13 protein-coding genes are annotated in these 21,488 nt (G+C 42.4%); 9 read left to right on the top strand and 4 right to left on the bottom strand.

Annotated elements, in window-relative coordinates; all coding sequences use genetic code 11:
• Positions 1-17: 17 nt before the first annotated feature.
• Together BWD42_RS12720 and BWD42_RS12710 are read right to left on the bottom strand one after the other, a co-directional pair.
• A complete protein-coding gene (locus BWD42_RS12720; RefSeq protein WP_077437014.1) occupies positions 18-3,185 on the bottom strand; it encodes a SusC/RagA family TonB-linked outer membrane protein in 3,168 nt (1,055 codons plus the stop codon).
• A gap of 286 nt (positions 3,186-3,471) precedes the next feature.
• Positions 3,472-3,981 carry an ecotin gene (locus tag BWD42_RS12710; protein WP_077437013.1) on the bottom strand — a complete coding sequence of 170 codons (510 nt, stop codon included), beginning with the start codon at positions 3,979-3,981 and terminating at the stop codon, positions 3,472-3,474.
• A 299-nt stretch (positions 3,982-4,280) separates the two neighbouring features.
• Between BWD42_RS12710 and BWD42_RS12705 the strand changes: the two genes are divergently transcribed.
• From BWD42_RS12705 to BWD42_RS12670, 8 genes are all read left to right on the top strand, one after another.
• Positions 4,281-5,972: a GMC oxidoreductase gene (locus BWD42_RS12705; RefSeq protein ID WP_077437012.1), complete on the top strand. Its 1,692-nt coding sequence runs from the start codon at positions 4,281-4,283 to the stop codon at positions 5,970-5,972.
• Between the two features lie 109 nt (positions 5,973-6,081).
• Complete coding sequence (gene uvrA, locus BWD42_RS12700; RefSeq protein ID WP_077436752.1) at positions 6,082-8,883, top strand: excinuclease ABC subunit UvrA; 2,802 nt, start codon at positions 6,082-6,084, stop codon at positions 8,881-8,883.
• A 151-nt stretch (positions 8,884-9,034) separates the two neighbouring features.
• The gene (gene pafA / locus BWD42_RS12695) at positions 9,035-10,678 is read left to right on the top strand and encodes an alkaline phosphatase PafA (protein WP_139351146.1); all 1,644 of its coding nucleotides are present in this window, start codon (positions 9,035-9,037) and stop codon (positions 10,676-10,678) included.
• Positions 10,679-10,829: 151 nt separating this feature from the next.
• Complete coding sequence (locus tag BWD42_RS12690) at positions 10,830-11,279, top strand: RrF2 family transcriptional regulator (RefSeq protein ID WP_077436750.1); 450 nt, start codon at positions 10,830-10,832, stop codon at positions 11,277-11,279.
• Between the two features lie 403 nt (positions 11,280-11,682).
• Entirely contained in the window at positions 11,683-14,469 is a 2,787-nt protein-coding gene (locus tag BWD42_RS12685; protein ID WP_077436749.1) for an outer membrane beta-barrel protein, read from the top strand.
• A 106-nt stretch (positions 14,470-14,575) separates the two neighbouring features.
• Complete coding sequence (locus BWD42_RS12680; RefSeq protein ID WP_077436748.1) at positions 14,576-15,370, top strand: GLPGLI family protein; 795 nt, start codon at positions 14,576-14,578, stop codon at positions 15,368-15,370.
• Between the two features lie 134 nt (positions 15,371-15,504).
• A complete protein-coding gene (locus BWD42_RS12675) occupies positions 15,505-16,026 on the top strand; it encodes a helix-turn-helix domain-containing protein (protein ID WP_077436747.1) in 522 nt (173 codons plus the stop codon).
• Positions 15,948-16,850, top strand: coding sequence for an IS3 family transposase (locus BWD42_RS12670; RefSeq protein ID WP_254846236.1), 903 nt, complete (start codon positions 15,948-15,950; stop codon positions 16,848-16,850). Before BWD42_RS12675 ends, BWD42_RS12670 begins: the two co-directional genes overlap by 79 nt.
• 124 nt (positions 16,851-16,974) lie before the next feature.
• Here the strand turns inward: BWD42_RS12670 and katG are convergent, their stop codons facing one another.
• Positions 16,975-19,254, bottom strand: a complete 2,280-nt coding sequence (katG, locus tag BWD42_RS12665) for a catalase/peroxidase HPI (RefSeq protein WP_077437011.1) — start codon at positions 19,252-19,254, stop codon at positions 16,975-16,977.
• Between the two features lie 269 nt (positions 19,255-19,523).
• On the opposite strand from katG, the gene BWD42_RS12660 reads away from it, so the two are divergent.
• Positions 19,524-20,105, top strand: coding sequence for a DUF4126 domain-containing protein (locus BWD42_RS12660; protein WP_077436745.1), 582 nt, complete (start codon positions 19,524-19,526; stop codon positions 20,103-20,105).
• Positions 20,106-20,230: 125 nt separating this feature from the next.
• On the opposite strand, the gene BWD42_RS12655 is transcribed toward BWD42_RS12660, so the two are convergent.
• The gene (locus tag BWD42_RS12655) at positions 20,231-21,487 is read right to left on the bottom strand and encodes a type II toxin-antitoxin system HipA family toxin (protein WP_077436744.1); all 1,257 of its coding nucleotides are present in this window, start codon (positions 21,485-21,487) and stop codon (positions 20,231-20,233) included.
• Position 21,488 lies beyond the last annotated feature (1 nt).

The raw sequence follows: 21,488 nt of genomic DNA, 5'->3' as shown, positions 1-21,488 counted from the left end.
TTGATGTGTTAAAACCTTTAAAAAGTAGCATTAATATTTAGGCCAAAGCTTTTTACCGATGGCGTTTGGTAATCCGAACTGGCTGCGGTAAATTGATCCAGATCCATGTTTTGCGTCCCTTTACCGGTAAAGTATAGCAGATTCCGGCCAACGATAGAGACGCTTGCGCTGCGTAAAAAACCAGTGTTTTTCAGTAAACTGACCGGAAGGTTGTAGCTGAGGACAATTTCCCGCAATTTGACAAATGTCCTGTCTTTTGCACTGATCGGTCCGGATTGGTAGTAATTGGTGGCCCAGTTTTGCCATAAAACGGGGATGTCATTGCTTGCAAACTCCCGTGTGTCGGAGATTATTTTACCATCTTGATCAGTGCTCAATTGGCCTTTGACAATCTTTAATCCCTCGGTCATTATCGAGCCCTTGTAATCTTTGCTGTCTCTGTTTTGCCAGTCTTTTAGGCGATAGACGCTGGCCGATTCAGGGTGCGTGCCAGATCCCCATTGTTTGGCATCCTGTACGTTTTTGATCAACCCGCCAAAGCGGCCGTCGACAAGAAAACTCAGGTTGAAATCACGGTAGCGGAAGCTGTTGCTGATGCTGGCCGTGAACTTATTGTCACTGTATCCGATCTTGCTGACATAGGGATTGTAGGCCGGTAGACCGTTGGTCCCCACGATTAAATTTCCTTTTTCATCACGTTGAAAATCATTTACATAGAAGCCGTCCCAGCGTTCTCCGATGCGAACATTGCCGGAGCGGGTCTGCTGGCCATCTATAGCATGCAGCCAAGCATGGTTGGTCGATGTATTGACTACTACATTCCAGCTGAACTGCTCACGTTGGATTGCCGTGGCGTCTATACTCAATTCAATTCCTTTTCGCAGCAAAGTCAACCCGTTAGTTTGTCTTGCCTTGACGCCCGAAGTGACAGAAGTAGCCAGTTCGATAATTCGGGGACCTTCCAGGTTTCGGAATACGGCGACATCCAGGCCGAGACGGTTATTAAAAAGACGGGTTTCTAAGCCGATCTCCGCTGTCTTTACACGTTCTGCTACGAGATCCGGATTGGGTAATACATCTGTATAGGTAACGCCAGTCATGGAGTTTGCCCAACGACCGTAATTGGTATAGGCTGGCAGCAGCTTGTAAATATCGTATTGTGCTGTTTCATTAACGAAATCACTGGCAACATTGGCATAGGCACCACGTACTTTAAGCGAAGAGATCACTTGTGGTAGAGCAACCATCTGTGATATGACCGCACTTAAGGATGCAGATGGATAAAAATAGGTGTTATTTTTTACTGGCATGGTCGACGATTTATCGAATCGGCCGGTTAGGTTCAAGAACAGCATATTTTTGTAGTCAAGATCCACAAAACCATAAGCGCTTCCGACCTGACGGAGCGCACGGTCGTTGGTCGATACAGTTGGCATGACCGAATTGCTCAGATCATAAACACCAGGGACAGTCAACCCTCGATCCGTACGGGCAAACAAGGATTTTGCGCTAACAGTTCGTAAGTTTCCAAATAGGGAACCGCTGAAGCCTAGGTCTTCTGAAATACGATTTTGATATTTTAAAGAGATCTCGGTGTTATTTTCCCAGAAAGTATCGTAAGTTTCCTGATAACCGCCGACACGGCTTCCGCCGATATTGTAGTTGTATAAATTGGCAGATATTGGAATTTTGATGGTTCGGTTCCTGTTCCAGGTGCTCGCGCTGCTGCGCGCGTTCAAAGAAAGATGGCTGTTCCATTTATAATTTGCCGAAACATAGCCGTAAATATCATCTTTGTCATAGGTACGCAGGTTTTCATAAGCTGTCATCCATGGGTTGTCATATATCGTGTATTCGCGATTATACTGTTGTACATTTTCTTTCCCCGGTTGCCAATAGTTTCTCAGATCATTGATGTCATAATCGGCGCCACCCCACAGTGTTAGAATATAAATGGGACTGTTTGGTCCATAAGCGATATTGGGATAGTTTGGCGAATATTGCTTATTGTAATTGATGCTTGCGTCTATCCTCAATTTGCTTCCGGCATTAATACCACCTGTTAAATTGATATTTGTGCCCCCTAGTTTTGTATTGGGTGTTGTGCCGCGTTGAAATAGCTGCGAAGCCGAAAGGCGAATGTCCCCACGCTCCGTTTTACTCGAAATAGCGATATTGTTGGTGCTCAACAATCCATTTTGAAGAAATTCCTTTAAATTATCTTTTCCACGGGCTTCCCAGGGAAGCGGTACCAAAGATCCGGTTTTGGGGTCTATAGGACTATTGTACTGAGGGATAAGCTGGCCTTCGAATCGGGGTCCCCAGATATTATAGTCGTTATCGTTTATTCCGCCACCGCGTCCATCTTTGAATGCATATTGAAAATTTGAACCGGGACCATACTCCGTCTGAATCTTAGGGATCGCATTGTAGCCGGTTTGGAGTTGGGTGCTCGAGTTAAACTCTACTTGAAAACCCTTTTCCTCAGTCTTGGCTCGCTTGGTTGTAATGACAATAGCACCATTTTGTCCACGATTTCCGTATAGTGCTGCAGCATTTGCTCCTTTCAATACAGAATAAGATTCAATATCATCGGGACTCAGGTTCCAGGAATCTGTATTGATCGGCATACCGTCTACGACAATAAGAATATTGCTTCTCCCACGCAAAGTGATACCGGGATCTCCGAATAGATTTGTGCTCGGGGTAATTGTCAGGCCCGATACACGCCCCGCAAGACTGGATATTGCATTTGGTTCGCGGGCCTTGACCAGATCTTTGCCTTTAATCTCCTGTACGGAATAACCGATGGCCTGTTTTTCTTTCTTTATACCCAGGGCAGTGACCACTACTTCATTGAGTGATTGTTGATTAGGCGATAAGGAAATCAATAGCGGGCCCTGATTGGAGATAATAAAGTTTTTAGGCAGGTAACCCATAAAGGCTATACGCAGGGTATCTCCGATTTGCGCCTGGATGGAGAATTTTCCTGTTGGGTCTGATGAAACTAATTTACCCCAATGGGAATTTCGAATGGTTGCTCCATGAATAGCGTCCTGACTCAGGGAATCAATCAGCTTTCCCTCAAATATGGGGGATTGGGCAACAACCTTTGCAGATAACGTCGTTAAGATACACGTGAGCACTGCAATTTTTGATAGATGTGATGAAGGTCGATTAAACATGATCATTTATATACTTATGTCTGAAAACGTAAGCAATATTAAACTTTGTGTATTAATACTAAACCAATGCAATGTTAAGTTTTTGGTATGAAGATTTTTTTATATTGCTACAATGCTTTGTTAATCATGTTGTTGAGGCTGGTATTTTCGCGGGATTTTGAAGAGATCAGCGTGTTTTTCTGTTCGATGGCTACAAAAAAGGAAAAGCCTCCAATTTTTATTGAAGGCTTTTCATTATCAGCTTTGTTTGTTGTTTTTGGGCCAACTAAACAGAATGTAGTGGCTATTATTTTTTCTTTTCCCTGACTTCAGCAGCCCGATAGGTATCTCCATCTGTCGAATAGATTTTGAATTGCGCTTCATAACCTTCAGGAACATAAATAACAATAGGCATTCGACCATTGTAACGTACCGTTTCAGGTTGGGCACTTACAAAAAGATTTCTCTTGGCTTTATCCGGGCAGGCCATCATGGTACTTGCTACATTCCCGTTGGTTTTGAATACATAGTAATCATAACCCCAGCCCTGAAGATCTTTCTTCTCAAGGGAACCGGCTAAGTTAAAATTGTTGCAACCGTCCACTTCCATCCATTTACCTACAGCGAATTCGATTTTTTTATTCTTATCGTTGTCCGAATGTGGAACTTCGATCACCATTTTTTTGTATCCCTTTTCTGCCGCTGGAAAAATACTTAAGTCTATTTTATCAATTACCATTTGTGCTTTACTTACTGTTGTGGATGCTGCGAAGACGAACAGCATCATGACCATTACTTTAAATAGATTTTTTCTCATAACCATTTTTTATTTTATTATTAAAACGCAATTTCTATTGGTATTGCTACATTGTTATCAAAACTATATTTTTAAGACTAGCAAAAATTAAGAAGGATTAATTGTTAATTGATATATATTCAAAATAATTGTTTGAAACATCAGGTGGCAATGTGAAAAAGTGTCATTAGACAAGACCTGCTCAATGTCGGATATACAGTGGTTATTTTGTAACAAAATTATGGGATTTTCCTAGAGTATTTGTTGCAATGCTGTTATTTACAGTATATTACCTTTTCAAATATGACCTAAATATACGCATGAGCAAGGAAAATCATTTTGATGCCATAGTGATCGGTTCGGGCATCTCCGGTGGATGGGCCGCCAAAGAATTTTGCGAGAAAGGATTAAAAACCCTTGTTTTGGAACGGGGTAAAGATGCCAAACATATTCAGGATTACCCGACAGCATATACGGACCCTTGGGAGTTTAAGTATGGGGGGCAGGTGGATCTGCAGACCAGAAATGAGAATCCCATTGCTTCAAAATGTTATGTCTACCGCGAAGATGCCAAACACTTTTTTTTGCCCGATGCTGTACAGCCATATATCCAGGAAAAGCCATTTGACTGGATTCGGGCCGATCAGGTTGGGGGCAAATCGCTTCTTTGGGCCCGTCAGACCCAGCGATGGTCGCAGTACGATTTCGAAGGCCCGGCAAGGGATGGTTTTGCCGTGGATTGGCCTATTCGTTATGACGATATTGCGCCATGGTATTCCTACGTTGAGCACTTTGCTGGCATTTCGGGTAATAAGGATGGAATTGAGGCCATGCCAGATGGAGATTTTCTTCCGGCATGGGAGATGAATGTTGTCGAAAAAACGATACAACAACGTATTCAGTCGCAGTACAAAGATCGCCCGGTGATCCAGGGGCGCTGTGCTCACTTGACCCAGCCCCGGCAGATCCATATTGATCAGGGGCGTAGCCAGTGTCAGGCACGTAGCTTGTGTCATCGTGGATGTCCTTTTGGTGGATATTTCAGCTCCAATGCATCCACTTTACCCTGGGCGGCGAAAACAGGAAAGCTGACCGTTCGTCCGCAGGCAATTGTCGAATCTATACTTTATGACGATCGTTTACAAAAAGCAGTCGGTGTCCGGATTGTGGATACCCTGACTAAGACCAGTCAGGAATTTTTTGCGAAAGTCATCTTTGTGAATGCCTCAGCACTGGCAACAAATTTGATTCTGTTGAATTCCACTTCCGCCCGCTTTCCAAATGGCCTGGGGAATGATAGTGGGCTATTGGGAAAATACGTGGCCTTTCATAATTATTTGGGGACAATAAGCGGTACAATGGAGGGCTACGAAGATAAATATTACTATGGGCGTAGGCCCACCCAACCGATTATTCCCAATTTTAGAAATGTACATCGACAGGAAACCGATTTTTTACGGGGCTATGCATCATTCTTTGGAGCTTACCGTTCAAGAGGCGGGAGTTTTGATGGCCAGTCTGTTGGCGGAGCATACAAAGATAGTTTATCTGAGCTGGGAGGCTGGGGAGTCACCATGATGATGCAGGGGGAGACGATTCCACAGGAAAGCAATCATGTGCGTTTGAGTCCTGATAAGAAAGATCCTTATGGCATCCCACAATTGATTACTGCCGTTGGTTACGGGGAGAATGATTACAAATCCCGCGACGACTTCTTTCAGCAGGGGCAGGAGATGCTCGAGGTAGCAGGGGTCAAGAATCTCAACGTCAGTGACAGCGGGCAAAATCCGGGGCTGGATATCCACGAAATGGGCGGCGTACGCATGGGATTGGATCCAAAAACGTCCTTACTGAATAGGTGGAACCAGCTACACTTGGTAAAAAATGTATTTGTTACCGATGGCGCCTGTATGACCTCAACCGGAACACAAAATCCATCGCTGACCTATATGGCATTAACGGCGAGAGCCGTCGATTATGCCGTTGGTGAAATGAAAAAAGGTAACCTTTAACGCACAGTACGATACGATGATCACTACGATGTTTTTTCGCGCGAGCTTTTAATTCATTGGGACTATAATCAGCTAAGATTGCGTAACTTTGTGGGAGATAAGGATTATTATGAGTCAAAAAGTGGAGCATACTCCAAAAGAATATATTCAGATAAAAGGGGCCAGGGTCAATAATCTAAAGAATATTGATGTTGATATCCCCAAAAATAAATTAGTTGTCATTACCGGAATGTCGGGCTCGGGAAAATCCTCCCTCGCTTTCGACACCCTCTATGCTGAGGGGCAGCGGCGCTATGTGGAGAGTCTTTCTTCCTATGCACGGCAGTTTATGGGCCGGATGAACAAACCCGAGGTGGATTACATCAAAGGTATTGCCCCAGCAATTGCCATTGAGCAGCGTGTTATTACCAGTAATCCCCGGTCTACAGTAGGGACTTCTACCGAAATATATGACTACCTGAAATTACTCTATGCAAGGATCGGTAAGACGATTTCTCCTGTCTCGGGCAGGGAGGTGACCAAAGACAGTGTGAGTTCGGTGGTAGATTTTGCCCTGAAATTGGACGCGGGCGAATCCGTGACACTGTTGGCTCCCTTGGTACCTTCCCATGGGCGAAAGCTCAAGGAAGAGTTGTCCCTTTTGCTGCAAAAGGGATTTGTCCGTGTCGTCTATCAGGATAAAATGCAAAAAATCGAAAGCATTATTGACGATAAGGGCATGGCCAACGAAACCATTCAGGATGGCGAGGTATTGATCGTCGTGGACCGGATACGTATTGAACAGGATGATGATACCATGAATCGATTATCCGATTCCATTCAAACGGGGTTTTTTGAGGGTAAAGGGGAGCTATATATCGAAGAAAACGGTAAAAGACACCATTTTTCACATAAGTTTGAACTCGATGGAATTACCTTCGAAGAACCCAGTCCCAACTTCTTCAGTTTCAATAATCCCTATGGTGCCTGTCGTCGATGCGAAGGCTATGGGAAGATCATTGGTATAGATCCGGATCTTGTTATTCCGGACAAAAGCCGCTCTGTCTATGATGGGGCTATTGCTCCCTGGCGTGGGGAGAAAATGGGCGAATGGTTACAGGTGTTGGTAAAAAACTCTCTAAAGTTTGATTTTCCGATACACCGTGCTTATTCCGATCTGACTGCAGCGCAAAAGGAACTTCTGTGGACAGGAAATAGCTATTTTACTGGACTTAACAAGTTCTTTGAAGAACTCGAAGAGCAGACCTATAAAATTCAATACCGGGTGATGTTGTCCCGTTACCGTGGCAAGACGGACTGTCCGGATTGTCGGGGAACGAGGTTGCGCAAAGATGCGACTTATGTCAAAGTAGGGGGTAAGTCCATCACCGATATCGTATTGATGCCGCTTGAAGAGGCCCTGTCATTTTTTACGGATTTATCGTTGACAGGAAATGAAAAGGTGATCGCCAAACGTTTATTGGCCGAAATTAATAACCGCCTACAATTTTTATGTGATGTTGGTTTAAGTTATCTTACCCTAAACCGCCTGTCGAATACACTATCCGGCGGAGAATCGCAACGGATCAATTTGGCAACTTCACTTGGAAGTTCCCTGGTCGGCTCTATTTACGTGTTGGATGAGCCTAGTATTGGATTGCATCCGCGTGATACACAGCGCCTGATTTCGGTACTGAAATCCCTGCGTGATGTAGGCAATACGGTTGTCGTGGTCGAGCATGAGCAGGAAATGATGGAAGCCGCAGATTACCTGATTGATATCGGTCCCGAAGCCGGGATCAATGGCGGGGAAATGGTATTTGCAGGAACATACGGCGAGATCTTAAAGGACAGCAAGAGTTTGACCGGGCAATACCTGAGTGGCAAAAGCCAGATTGAAGTGCCCAAGAAAAGACGTAAGTGGTCCCATAGCATTACCGTGAAGGGCGCGCATGAGAATAACCTTCAAGGGATCGATGTACAGTTCCCTTTAAATACATTTACTGTTGTATCTGGGGTATCGGGCTCTGGAAAGACCTCCCTGGTAAAACGGATTCTTTATCCGGCATTGCAGAAGTCAATTGGCAATTATTCCGGTGAACAAACGGGCGTATATGATTCCATCGAAGGTGATATAGCACAGGTGGAGCAGATCGAAATGGTGGACCAGAATCCAATCGGTCGTTCTTCGCGGTCCAATCCCGTGACCTATGTGAAAGCCTGGGACGAAATCCGGGCATTGTATGCCAATCAGGCTGCTTCCAAAGCTGCTGGATTGAAACCTGCAGCATTTTCTTTTAATGTAGAGGGTGGCCGTTGTGATGTCTGTCAGGGTGAAGGAGAAGTGAAAATCGAAATGCAATTTATGGCCGATATTGTACTGCCCTGTGAGGCCTGTGGCGGAAAACGTTTCAAACAGTTTGTCCTTGATGTGCAGTATAAAGGTAAATCCGTAGCGGATATACTTGAGCTGAGCGTGGATGAAGCCATTGTATTCTTTGGCGATCAGCCTAAGATATTGGCTAAGTTACAGCCCCTACAGGACGTAGGTCTGGGCTATGTGAAGCTCGGGCAGTCTTCCAGTACACTTTCTGGCGGAGAGGCACAGCGGATTAAACTTGCTTCTTTCCTTATCAAAGGCAATAACAGCAAGAAAACCTTATTTATTTTTGACGAACCGACTACAGGTTTACATTTTCAGGATATCAAAAAGCTCTTAAAATCATTTGATGCGCTGATCGCTCTTGGGAATAGTATTTTGGTCATCGAACATAATATGGACATGATCAAGTCGGCCGATTGGGTGATTGATATTGGGCCTGAAGGAGGTAATAAAGGCGGTAAGTTGGTCTTTGCAGGACTTCCAGAAGATCTGGTACATTGTAAAGATTCTTATACAGGACAATTTTTAAAGGCACATTTAAAAGATTAAGTCCTACATTAGCATGCGTTATTAATGCGATATGCCCGTACTTTGGATAGCAACTAAAATTAAAGAGCAAGGAATGAAAGATCATGTTAGTAAACCAAAGGTTTGCCAAAACTAAAATCTAAATACTCAATACTAAATACTCAATACTATTATGATTAAAAGATTTTTTTTAAGTGTCGTATTTGGAATAGCAGCACTCTCCACCATGGCACAACAACCGGAAAGACCTAAATTGGTCGTCGGTCTGATGGTGGATCAGATGCGTTGGGATTATCTATACCGTTTTGCGGATCGATATGGAAATGATGGTTTCAAGCGACTTTTGAAAGAAGGCTTCTCCTGTGAGAATACCCTGATCAATTATATTCCGACCTATACCGCTATCGGGCACAGTTCGGTATATACCGGTTCTGTCCCGTCGATTCACGGTATTGCAGGGAATGATTGGATCGAAGAACTTACCGGCAAGAATATGTATTGTACCCAGGATGATAATGTTGTCGGCGTAGGTACAACAGAAAAGGAAGGACAACAATCCCCTCGGAATTTGCTGGCTTCTACCGTAACAGATCAATTGAAACTTGCTTCTAATTTCAAATCTAAGGTCATTGGTATTGCCATTAAGGATAGGGGCGGAATATTACCTGCGGGTCATTTTGCGGATGCTGCTTATTGGTTTGAAGCGAAGTCCGGAAATTGGATTACCTCTAATTTCTATATGGACCAATTGCCAAAATGGGTAGTTGACTTCAATAAGAAAAAATTAGCTGAAAAGTATCTTAAGGCAGACTGGAAGCCGATGTACGATGTAAGCACCTATGCAACCAACAGTATTGCGGATGATAATATCTATGAAGGGAAATACCCCGGTGAAGATAAACCGACCTTGCCGCGTGCGACATCTAAGCTGATGAAAGATGAAGGACTTGAATTGATCAAGACAACACCCATGGGCAACCAGTTTACCCTGGATCTGGCAATGGAAGCCATCAAGAATGAGCAGATGGGAAACAATCCGACTAAAAATACCGATTTCCTTTGTGTCAGTCTTTCCGCTACTGATTATGTGGGACACCGTTATTCCTTGACAGCAGTTGAAATTGAAGATATTTATCTGCAATTGGATAAACAGCTGGCAAATTTCTTCACCTACCTGGATAACACAGTTGGTAAAGGCAACTATACTTTCTTCCTGACAGCTGACCATGGTGCTTCTTACAATTCCCGATTCTACATGGACATGAAAGGAAATGGAGGCTATTTCTATTCCCGTCAGATTATCTCCGACCTTAATAAAAAGTTGAAGGAGAAATTTGGGCAGGAAAAAATTGTCAAGAGCATGATGAATTACCAGGTACATTTGAATAATCAACTAATTGATTCCCTTCAATTGGATCGCGATAAAATCAAAGAGACAATTATCCGCGAATTGCGCCACACCGAAGGTGTTGCCTATGTTGCAGATATGGAAAAGAGCGAAGGTCTGATGATTCCACAGCCTGTCCGTGAAAAAATGATCAATGGTTACAATTACAAACGAAGCGGTGCAATCCAGATTGTTTGTGAACCGCAGTGGTATGATGGTACCCCACGTTCTACAGGTACGACCCACGGTACCTGGTCGGGTTATGACTCCCATATTCCATTGGTATTTATGGGCTGGGGTATTAAGCCCGGCGTATCCAATACCGAGGTACACATTGTTGATATCGCACCTACAATTTCATCGCTATTGCATATTACCGAACCGAATGGCAGTATAGGCAAACCCATTACCGCAGTACTGGGCCAATAGCAATTAGGTTTTAAATCATATTCGCCCTTAGCACAAGGATATCCCGGCGATAAATTGTGCTAAGGGCTCTTCTTTTACAGGGCAGGTTTATGTGTTTTATTCTATTGAATAAAAAACGTAAATTTGCAATTCAACAGGGGGTTAACAAATTATGCTTTCCAAAAAGACAAAATATGCAATAAAGGCACTTATGGTGCTCGGTCGTAATTACGGAAATGAACCTATGCAGATCGTTAAGATCGCACAGGAAGAAAATATTCCAAAAAAATTCTTGGAACAGATTCTCCTTGAAATGCGCAACGCAGGGATTCTCTATAGTAAAAAAGGTGCCGGTGGTGGCTATAGTCTAAATAAAGCGCCCGAAGATGTATTTTTATCGCAGGTAATGCGTCTGATCGATGGGCCGATTGCCTTATTGCCTTGTGTCAGTCTAAATTTCTACCGTTCCTGTGAAGAGTGTACCGAGGAACATGCCTGTGGCATCCGTGATACCTTTGTGGAAGTGCGGAATGCGATGCTGCAAATTTTGAATGACACCAGCATTGCACATTTAATTAATAAAGAAAAAGAGTTGAATCTAAATGTAGACGACACCAAATAACATACTTGATTAGGAGCGGGGCTGTCCATTTTTTGGATAGCCCCGTTTTTTATGCAATGTTACATGTTATGCAATTTTATAGTTCGTCCCCGTAACCCCATTTTAGATACTCAATACTCAAAAGGATTTGATTTGACTTTTTGGCGGCCTTTTTTCTGTTTTATCCAAAAGAAAAAAATAGCGAAACTATATTTCTTTCTAAGTTAACAAAGCTGTTTTGTCGGGAAATGAAAGCCCCGCTAAGGCATGTTTTACTTCGTTATATTTTTCAATAAATTTTAATTATCTGTATTTTAGGTGTTTATCGTATATTTTTTAATTTGCCAATTATTTAACATTATTTTACGAATTTTCCGTAGCAACATTAATATCTTTATTGCGACAATATATAAACGGAAATTTTATGAAATTAGCCTATTCCTTAGTTCTGTTGCTTGTGCTTTCGGCTCTAAGTTCTATTTCCTATGCCCAGCATAGGCTTATAGGTACTGTCGTGGATGCCAAAGACCAAGCCAAGCTCCATCAAGCGTCTGTTGCTTTACTTAACCCAAAAGATTCTATTTTAATTAAATTTGATCGATCAAAAGAAAATGGAACTTTCCAAATTGCCAATCTGGATACAGGCAGGTATAAAATGGTCGTGTCCTATCCGCAATATGCCGACCTCGTGAAGGATATCCATATTACCTCGCAGGGGCTTGATCTTGGACCAATAGCGCTGTCAAAGGCGGCATTGCTTTTGGAAGAGGTACAGGTGAACGGAAGAATTCCGGTTGTTATCAAAGGGGATACCATAGAATACGATGCCGGGAGTTTTAAGGTCGAGAAAGATGCCAAAGTTGAGGATTTGCTCAAAGTGCTTCCGGGTATAACCATCGACGGGACGGGAAAGATCACAGCGCAGGGCAAAGAAGTGAAAAAGGTACTGCTTGATGGCGAGGAGTTTTTTGGGGACGATCCAACCCTGATCACCAAGAATATCCGGTCGGATATGGTGAGCAAGGTGCAGGTCTACGAGAAGAAGTCGGACCTGGCCGTGCGGACGGGCGTGGACGATGGCGAGCGCACACAGACCATTGATATCAAGCTGAAAGAAGATAAAAAGAAAGGAATGTTTGGTCAGGCCATTGCCGGTGCCGGAACCGATAGCTACTACGGCGGAAAAGCCATGCTCAATAAGTTTAAAGGTTCCCAAAAAATTGCCGCCTACGGTATTCTGGCCAATGATGGCATGGTAGGATTGGGCTTTGAAGATAGCCAGAAATATGGTGTGGGTGGGAGCAGCAATATCCAGGTGATGGATGGTGGCGGTATTATGATTTCTTCCAGTGGTGACGACACTGATGGCGGATGGGATGGACAATACAGGGGTGGAGGTATACCTAAAGCGCTGAATATGGGGGTGAGTTATTCCGATAAATCCAAAAATGACAAGCATAAAATTAATGTCAATTACAAACGGAGTCAGATCAATGTGGATAATACCAGTACCTATAATGCACAGAATAACCTGCCTGAGCGGGCACAAATAGATAGTAACATCACCCGGACGGAAAATGAAAACCGAACAAATGTCGCCAATTTGAGGTACGATTCTAAATTGGATTCATTGGCTGATTTGACCATTAATATGGGCTTTAATAAATCCAGCAGGGATAATAGCTCCGAAGCGGAAGCTTATCAGAAAACCCTGAATGGGGATCCGATTACAAGCACCAATTCACGGACTGATCGGGAGAGCGATCAGGATAAATTCAATGTGAATGCTATCCTAACGCGACGGTTTAAAAAAGAACGTCGCTCCATCACATTCAATGTCAACGCCAATACGGACCGGAACCTTTCGAATACACGGTATTTTTCGGAAAATTATTTTGAAAATAGCCGGCGTACCGACACCATCGATCAATTTAAAAAAGATGAATTCAGAAATAATACGTATGGCGCTTCGGTAACCTTTACAGAACCCCTTTCTAAAAAAATTACAGGATCAGTCGGCTACGCCTTTTCCAGCAATAAATCAGAGACGCTCAATCAATCCTTCAATCGAGATTCGATCACAGGCGAATACACGGTATTGGATCAGCGTATATTAAATGATTTTAACTTTTCCAGCTTAAAAAATAATATCAACACTTCACTGAATTATAAGAGCAATGCCTTGACAATCAATGTAAGCAATCAGACTGAGTTTGAGGCGGTAAAGAGAACGTATAATAATTTGAATACCGTATTGCAACGCGATCAGATCTCTTTAAGACCATCACTTTCGGTCAATTATAAAATCTCTAAAAGCAAGAGCTTATGGCTGAATTATAGCGGGCGCACCACTCAACCTTCATTGACGCAGATTGAGCCGCTCAAACAAAATGCCCAGCCCTTAGTGGAATATCTGGACAACCCGGACCTGAAGGCTGGATTTAACAACTATTATTCGATCAATTACAACTCATATAAGCAGCTCAAAGACCAAAGCTTCTATTTTTACGCTAGTGCCGATCAGGGGCGACGCAGCATCAATAATAGTATCCGTTACAATCTCGAAGATGGTACCCGACAAATTTCCTTCGTAAATATTGATAAAGACAATTGGCGTCTGTTTGCAAGTGGATCCTATGGCTTTATGTTGCAAAAAAAATGGGGATTAAGGATGAACATGGGTATGAATGCAAGCTATAATAGCCAATATAGCTACTTATCGTTGTTGAATGAGGAACCCAAGCTCAACCGGAATCAAAGTTGGAACCTTAATCCTCAGATTGGCTTTAGCAGGTATAAGGCCAATAAATTGGATTTTAATATCAATTTAAGCCCCGGTTTAGAAAAAATGGATTCCTATTTACAGCCCGAGCTGAATCAAACCACCTTTAAATTCGGTTCCTATTCGCAAGTCACTTATTACTTTCCCAAAGACTTTAAAATTTCGCTATCCATGCAACAGAATTATCAGGCAGCAACAAAGACATTGCAATCCATTAACATGATGAACATGAATGGTTATATCTCTAAAAAGTTCCTGAAGGATAAATCCTTGGAAGCACAACTATTTGTCAACGATATATTAAATAAAAATATTGGAGTGCGTCGCTACCAGGATGGTACTGCATTTATCCAGACAAGCAACGATGTATTGCGTCGTTACGGGATGTTAAAAGTGATCTATAATTTTACAACAATGAACCGTCCATGATTAAATTATCAATTTTATTGTCCAAGATTAAGGTGAATTTTAATCATGGTAAGCTCCATCTGGCCGATGGAAGAAAAAATTATTTACAGATGAAAGGAGATGCCAAATGAAAAAGCAAATACTAGTAATGATCGTGCTTTTATGCTTGTCCATCACAGCGATACAGGCACAGCACGCATACTTTCCGAGCAGTGGTACGGTTACTTTTGAACGAAAATTCCATGTGCAGAACTACTTGAAACGAAATTTTCTGAACAAACCCGATCTGGATACTTGGGACAAACTGAGTGTGGAAAATGCGGTCAAAAATGGGCCTGTTGAGGTGATCACACATCATACGTTGAAGTTTTACGATACCGAGACTTTATTTGAAACCGTGCAGGAAGACTATCCCGCTAATTATCGCAATGTTTCATGGTATAATCCAGCAGTGGCCGATTCAAAAACATATATGGATTTTAAGAATAAAGAATTCATCAAATTATTGCCTTTTGGCGACGAACAACTGCTGATGAAGGACTCGCTGCCTACAGTGAAATGGAAATATACAGATGAATATCGCAATATTGCAGGCTATGATTGCCGGCGTGCAAATGGCATTATACAAGATTCGATCTATGTTGTCGCATTTTTTGCCGGGCAGATCCCGATATCGGGTGGGCCCGAATTAATCCATGGCCTGCCAGGGCTGATCCTTGGCATTTCTGTTCCCGTTTTGAATATCAATATGTTTGCGACGAAGGTCGAGATCACGAATACGCCTGTGTCCAATGTGCTTACCAAAAAGAAAAAAGTTGTCGCCGAATCTAAAGCAGAGATTATCAAAAAGCTAAAAGATACCGTCTATGATTGGATGGATGAGAAAGATTTTAAAAAGCGGCTGCAAAGCGTCTTATTCTAACGCTTTACCCGCGTATATGTCGCTAAAATTACCCCAAAAGGAAATATCGCTACGGCAATCCCATGGAAACAAAAATGCCTGTCCAAATGTAGTGAACCCCAAAAGTTGGACAAAACTTTTGGGGTTCACTATTTATGGCAAAACACACATTTGAGGAGAAACTAGATATAGTTTCTCAAGTAAAAAACGGGAAGCCGATATTACGCATATCGCGCGAACGCCATATAGGCGAACGGATGATCTTGGATTGGGTTCGGAAGTATAATCTTTATGGTGAAAATGGGCTACTCAAGCGCCCTAATACCAGGACTACAACTGATTTCAGAGAAGAAATGGTAAGGACTGTTATAGAAAAAAAAGTATCTTTAGGACAAGTTGTTTTGCAATATGGCGTAAGCAGAACCGCTTTAGAGCGCTGGGTAAAATCAGTACGAATTGAGGGGTATGGTGCACTACACCAACAAAAAAAACGTGGACGACCACCTAAAGATATGAGTAGATCAAAGAAGCACGAGCCTGAAACAGAATTAGAAAAACTCCAGGCAGAGAATGCCCGTTTGCGAGCCGAGAACGCACTATTAAAAAAAGTCACGGCCTTAGTCAAGGAAAGAGAAGCCCGCGAACGAATGAGTGGGCGAAAGCCATCGAAGAGCTAAGGCCTGCACATGATGTTGCAATTCTATTGGATTGCAAACAGATGGCTCGTTCGGTATTTTATTATCATCTCAAACGCCTGAATAATAGAGATAAATACAAGAATGAAAAGGAAGAGATTATACGCATATATCACTTGCATAAGGGCAGATATGGGTATCGACGGGTAACGGCCGAAATGAAGAACTTGGGTTATCATATAAATCATAAGACTGTTCAAAGATTAATGGGAACATTGAACCTAAAATGTAATATCAGGAAAGTTCGCTATCGCTCATACAAAGGCGAAGTTGGTAGAATTGCCCCCAATGTACTTGAAAGGAATTTCAAGGCAAGTTTGCCTAATCAGAAATGGGCTACGGATGTCACTCAGGTAAACATCAAAGGTGAGAAGATCTACCTATCTCCAATACTTGACCTATTCAATGGAGAAGTTATCTCCTATAGTATCTCTAAAAGTCCGAATATGCAGATGATAGACGAAATGTTACATAAGGCTTTTGATAAAGTAAAGGACACAAAAGGGCTTATTTTTCATTCTGATCAAGGCTGGCAATATCAACATTATGGATATAGAGAGACTTTAGAGAAACAAGGAATTATACAGAGCATGTCCAGGAAGGGGAATTGCTTAGACAATGCAGTGGCTGAAAACTTTTTTGGAATCTTAAAGACAGAATTACTATACTCGCAAAGATTTGAGACAGCAGAAGAGTTTATCCTTTCCCTGGAAGAATACATTCACTACTACAACAATAAAAGAATAAAAAATAGATTAAATGGAAAGAGCCCGGTGGAATACCGAGCTCTCGTACAAAAAACTTAATTTTGTTAATCCGTCCAACTTTTTGGGGTCACATCAATCATGTACAGGCCTTCCTATTATTAATCGCTTGTCAGGCGCCGCTACTGTGCTTTGCGATTACATTAGCGAGCGGTGCTCCGTCCAGTTATCTGTGTAAATCAAAACGATCCAACTCCATCACTTTATTCCAGGCAGCGACAAAATCCTTAGCGAATTTCTCTTTCGCATCAGCACTACCATAGATTTCAGCAACAGCCCTTAATTCGGCGTTAGAACCAAATACCAGATCTGCGCGTCCAGCAACCCATTTCTTTGCGCCCGTTTTACGGTCTGTCCCTTCAAAGAGTTCCCGATCCTGCGAAATGGCTGCCCAAGCTGTTCCCATGTCCAATAGGTTCACAAAAAAGTCATTGGTCAACTGTCCAGGACGTTCGGTCAGCACACCCGTCTGAGAACCATCAAAATTAGCTTGTAGTACACGCATACCACCGATTAAAACTGTCAATTCCGGAACAGATAGAGTCAATAATTGCGCTTTATCAATCAATAATGATTCTGTGGAAACTGTGTAGGAACCCTTTCGGTAGTTTCTAAAGCCATCAGCAATAGGTTCGAGATAACCCATTGATTCTACATCCGTCTGTTCTTGGGAAGCATCCATACGTCCCGGATTAAACGGAACCTTTAGCGTGTGTCCACCAGCTCTTGCCCCCTGTTCGATCGCTGCTGCTCCGGCAAGGACAATTAAATCGGCTAGAGATATTTTTTTACCCCCCTGTTGCTTACCATTAAAGTCCTGTTGGATCTGTTCGAGCACAGTTAGCACTTTTTGTAATTGCGTTGGATTATTAACCTGCCAATAACGTTGTGGCGCTAACCGAATTCGAGCTCCATTTGCTCCACCACGCATATCAGATCCCCGGAATGTTGAAGCCGAAGCCCATGCCGTCGTCACCAACTCAGCGATACTAAGCCCTGAAGCCAAAATAGTGGTTTTTAAATCTTCGACATCGTGTTCGTCGACCAATACATGATCTACGGCTGGAATGGGGTCTTGCCATAACAATTCTTCGCTAGGTACTTCAGCTCCAAGATAACGTTCACGCGGACCTAGATCACGGTGTGTCAATTTGAACCATGCACGGGCGAAAGCATCGGCGAAAGCATCCTGATCCTCATAGAATTTACGCGAAATCTTCTCGTAAACAGGATCAAAGCGCAGTGACAGATCTGTTGTCAACATCGTCGGTCTACGTTTTTTATTTGGGTCAAAAGGATCGGGAACAGTGGCTTCCACTCCCTTGGCTACCCATTGATGTGCGCCAGCGGGACTTTTTGTAAGCTCCCATTCATTTTCAAAAAGATTTTTAAAGAAAAGGTTCGTCCATTCTGTGGGTTTCTGGGTCCAGATAACTTCCAGACCACTGGTAATGGCATCTGTACCGACCCCAGTACCGTAACTGCTTTTCCATCCGAGCCCTTGCTGTTCAATCCCAGCAGCTTCAGGTTCCTTACCAACATTATCGGCTGGTCCGGCACCATGTGTTTTTCCAAAAGTATGTCCTCCGGCTATTAGCGCAACAGTTTCCTCATCATCCATCGCCATACGACCAAATGTATCCCTGATATCCTTTGCCGCTGCAATAGGATCAGGATTTCCATCCGGTCCTTCTGGATTCACATAGATCAATCCCATCTGGACGGCTGCCAAAGGTTTTTCGAGATTGCGGGAATGTTGTTTGCCATCTGCGTCATCATCGGCCGATAAAACACCATGCGATTCAACCACACCTTCAGAGCCATGTGCATAACGGATATCACCACCTAACCAGGTCTTTTCTGATCCCCAGTATACATCCAATTCCGGTTCAAAAGCATCCACACGTCCCCCCGAAAAACCAAAGGTTTTAAATCCCATTGATTCGAGTGCAACATTTCCCGTTAGGATCAATAAGTCTGCCCAGGAAATATTCTTACCATATTTTTGTTTGATCGGCCACAATAGTCGACGTGCCTTATCCAAGCTCACATTGTCTGGCCAACTATTTAAAGGAGCAAAACGCTGCTGTCCGGTACTAGCACCACCACGGCCATCGCTTACACGATAGGTTCCTGCGCTGTGCCAGGCCATCCGAATAAATAAGGGGCCATAATGTCCAAAATCTGCGGGCCACCAATCCTGTGAATCTGTCATCAATGTATGCAAATCTCTCTTAACGGCTTCCAGATCCAACTGCTTGAAAGCTTCAGCATAATCAAAACCTTCATCCATTGGATTTGATTTTGTCGCATGTTGTCTCAAAAGATCCACACGAAGTCTATTTGGCCACCAATCTTGATTTTGGGTTCCCCCTCCCGCAACGGAGTTGCGCATCGTTCCATTGTGAAATGGGCATTTGCTAATGTCTTTTTCGTTGTTGTCCATATGAAAAGAAAGTTTATTTATATAATACCTTAAATCATCAAATTGTTTGACTTTTACTTTCATAAAATTAAACAAATACAGTATCCACTGCTCATCGAATGATTCGATACAATATAATCAAAATCTATAAATAGAGCTAAACATTATAAAAAACAAACATTTACAACGCACACGAGACGCCATCTATTCCGACCGTTCACAATAATTTTAAAAACAAAAAACACTCTTTTTTTATTCTACTAATAGATAGAACTAAGCATCCATTTGTCATGGGGGAATTATCCACATATCTGGTCAGTGCATTTATTGGCATTAGTCTGGCTGCGGCAACAGGTTTCCGAATTTTTATGCCCTTGTTTTTGCTCAGCCTGGGCTGTCGTCTGGAATTATTTCAGGTGGGTAATGAATGGGCTTGGGCAGGTTCCAACTTGGTACTGATCACCACAAGCATCGCGATGGTTATCGAAGTTGCCGCTTACTACATACCCGTTGTTGACAATATTCTGGATACCATTTCCATTCCTTTGGCAACGATTGCGGGAACATTGCTGTTTGCGGTGCAGTTTACAGATATTTCCCCATTTTTCCGCTGGTCAGCGGCCATTATCGCCGGAGGGGGAACTGCAGCGACGATCAGTACAGTGCTAGCTGGTACAAGAGCCGCTTCGTCCATCGGTACCGCGGGTCTTGGCAATTTTATTATTTCGACCATGGAGACCATTGGTTCCTCCGTCTTAACAATTCTAGCCATATTCGTTCCTTTTATGGCTGTTTTGGTCGTTTTCGCCTTATTCTATTTCTTCGGGAAGTTTGGAAGAAAACAACTGCAAAAGAAGCTCAGAAAGACCTAAGATCGAACTATATGCAAAAGGTCGTGTTTCTTGGCAAATCGGACCTTACTTGCGGCCGTTATCAGCCCGTTACACCATATTCATTCACCTAGTCAATGATAACTTCTTGTGGTCTTTTTACCTTGTCAGGTTTCTGTTTTGAATGCAGATCTCATTAATTCTTGTTCAGCTCTCGAAATACCTATTTCTTTCGCTAAAACTTCCCATTTTTTTACAGAAGCTAATACTTCTGCTATGATATTATTCATTTGACTTTCATTCAGCCTAAAATGTTCACCGACAGTCTTCGCTAGATCATAATCTAAAGCATTATTATGCATATCGATATTCAAAGCTAATCCATCTTTATCAATAGAAGGATTAAGATCATAAGCTGGAGATAATTTCCATCCTTCTTTATCCAAAATAAATCCGTGATTACGAAGATGGTCATCGGTATTCGAAACTGCGATATTAAATATCATTCTTCGCCACAATTGTGCTAGATTTTCATCAACCTGAAATCCGTTATCCTGTATGAATTCGACGATGTCTAAATAGCTCGCTGGATTGTCCTTTATTGTATCTTCATTATTTCCTGTCATGGTCATGGCTGATGAAAAATGAATTCGATCAGCTCCAACTCTATCAAAACGCTTAGTAAAAAATGTATGATAATGACCATTAACATTCTCCAATCGACATTCAGCCATTTCTATACCTGCATTAATGGCTAATTTATAGGTTAAATATTCCCATGCAGCCTTATCAATGGTATCATTCTTAGAAGGAACCTTCGCTATCCATAATTCATTGTTTTCATCCAAAATATTAGCTTTTGGTCTTGCTCCTCCTAGAGAAGAGCCTGGGGCAATAAGTAATTTCAACCATTTATTAATAGCTTCATCATCCTTATCGTTCTCATAATGAACAACGGCTTGTTGTAATTCACGGATAGTCGACCATGGAGGAGTTGATTTTTCTATATTGTTATCCAAAAAATCCCCATTAATATTAAGTTTGAATCGAAAAGCCCCCATTCTGGTTTCATCAAACACACCTAATAAGAAATCAATATCGTATAAGGTTTTGGCTTTTGTCCCACTAGTTTTGGCAAGGTGGGCTTCTCTACGTTTCATCAGTGTACGTCCCCAAGTATCAGGCATACTATCTAAAAAAACACCAAAATTCTCTTTATTATTTGGGAATTGTTGTCCAGAATAAAACTGAATATCAGGATCGATTAAACGTTGTTCCTTAGTCTTCAACCATTCTTTATTATATTCAAAGCTAAAAGCTTTACGACCCTTTGCTTGATGGGCAGATAATATACCGATAAAAGTTGGCTGTGGTAAACCAAACCAATCGGCATAAACATATATATCAATTTTATTAACCGCCATC

This window comes from Sphingobacterium sp. CZ-UAM, from assembly GCF_002000245.1.
GTDB lineage: Bacteria > Bacteroidota > Bacteroidia > Sphingobacteriales > Sphingobacteriaceae > Sphingobacterium.
The sequence above is the reverse complement of the archived record's forward strand: the minus strand, read 5'-3'. Positions and strand labels throughout refer to the sequence as shown.

Excerpts from the sequence above, each read along its gene's own strand:
- BWD42_RS12675 (WP_077436747.1), top strand. The coding sequence starts at position 15,505 with ATGGCAAAACACACATTTGAGGAGAAACTAGATATAGTTTCTCAAGTA.
- BWD42_RS12660 (WP_077436745.1), top strand. The coding sequence starts at position 19,524 with ATGGGGGAATTATCCACATATCTGGTCAGTGCATTTATTGGCATTAGT.
- BWD42_RS12655 (WP_077436744.1), bottom strand. The coding sequence starts at position 21,487 with ATGGCGGTTAATAAAATTGATATATATGTTTATGCCGATTGGTTTGGT.
- uvrA (WP_077436752.1), top strand. The coding sequence starts at position 6,082 with ATGAGTCAAAAAGTGGAGCATACTCCAAAAGAATATATTCAGATAAAA.
- BWD42_RS12685 (WP_077436749.1), top strand. The coding sequence starts at position 11,683 with ATGAAATTAGCCTATTCCTTAGTTCTGTTGCTTGTGCTTTCGGCTCTA.
- BWD42_RS12710 (WP_077437013.1), bottom strand. The coding sequence starts at position 3,981 with ATGAGAAAAAATCTATTTAAAGTAATGGTCATGATGCTGTTCGTCTTC.
- BWD42_RS12720 (WP_077437014.1), bottom strand. The coding sequence starts at position 3,185 with ATGTTTAATCGACCTTCATCACATCTATCAAAAATTGCAGTGCTCACG.
- katG (WP_077437011.1), bottom strand. The coding sequence starts at position 19,254 with ATGGACAACAACGAAAAAGACATTAGCAAATGCCCATTTCACAATGGA.
- BWD42_RS12680 (WP_077436748.1), top strand. The coding sequence starts at position 14,576 with ATGAAAAAGCAAATACTAGTAATGATCGTGCTTTTATGCTTGTCCATC.
- pafA (WP_139351146.1), top strand. The coding sequence starts at position 9,035 with ATGATTAAAAGATTTTTTTTAAGTGTCGTATTTGGAATAGCAGCACTC.
- BWD42_RS12690 (WP_077436750.1), top strand. The coding sequence starts at position 10,830 with ATGCTTTCCAAAAAGACAAAATATGCAATAAAGGCACTTATGGTGCTC.
- BWD42_RS12705 (WP_077437012.1), top strand. The coding sequence starts at position 4,281 with ATGAGCAAGGAAAATCATTTTGATGCCATAGTGATCGGTTCGGGCATC.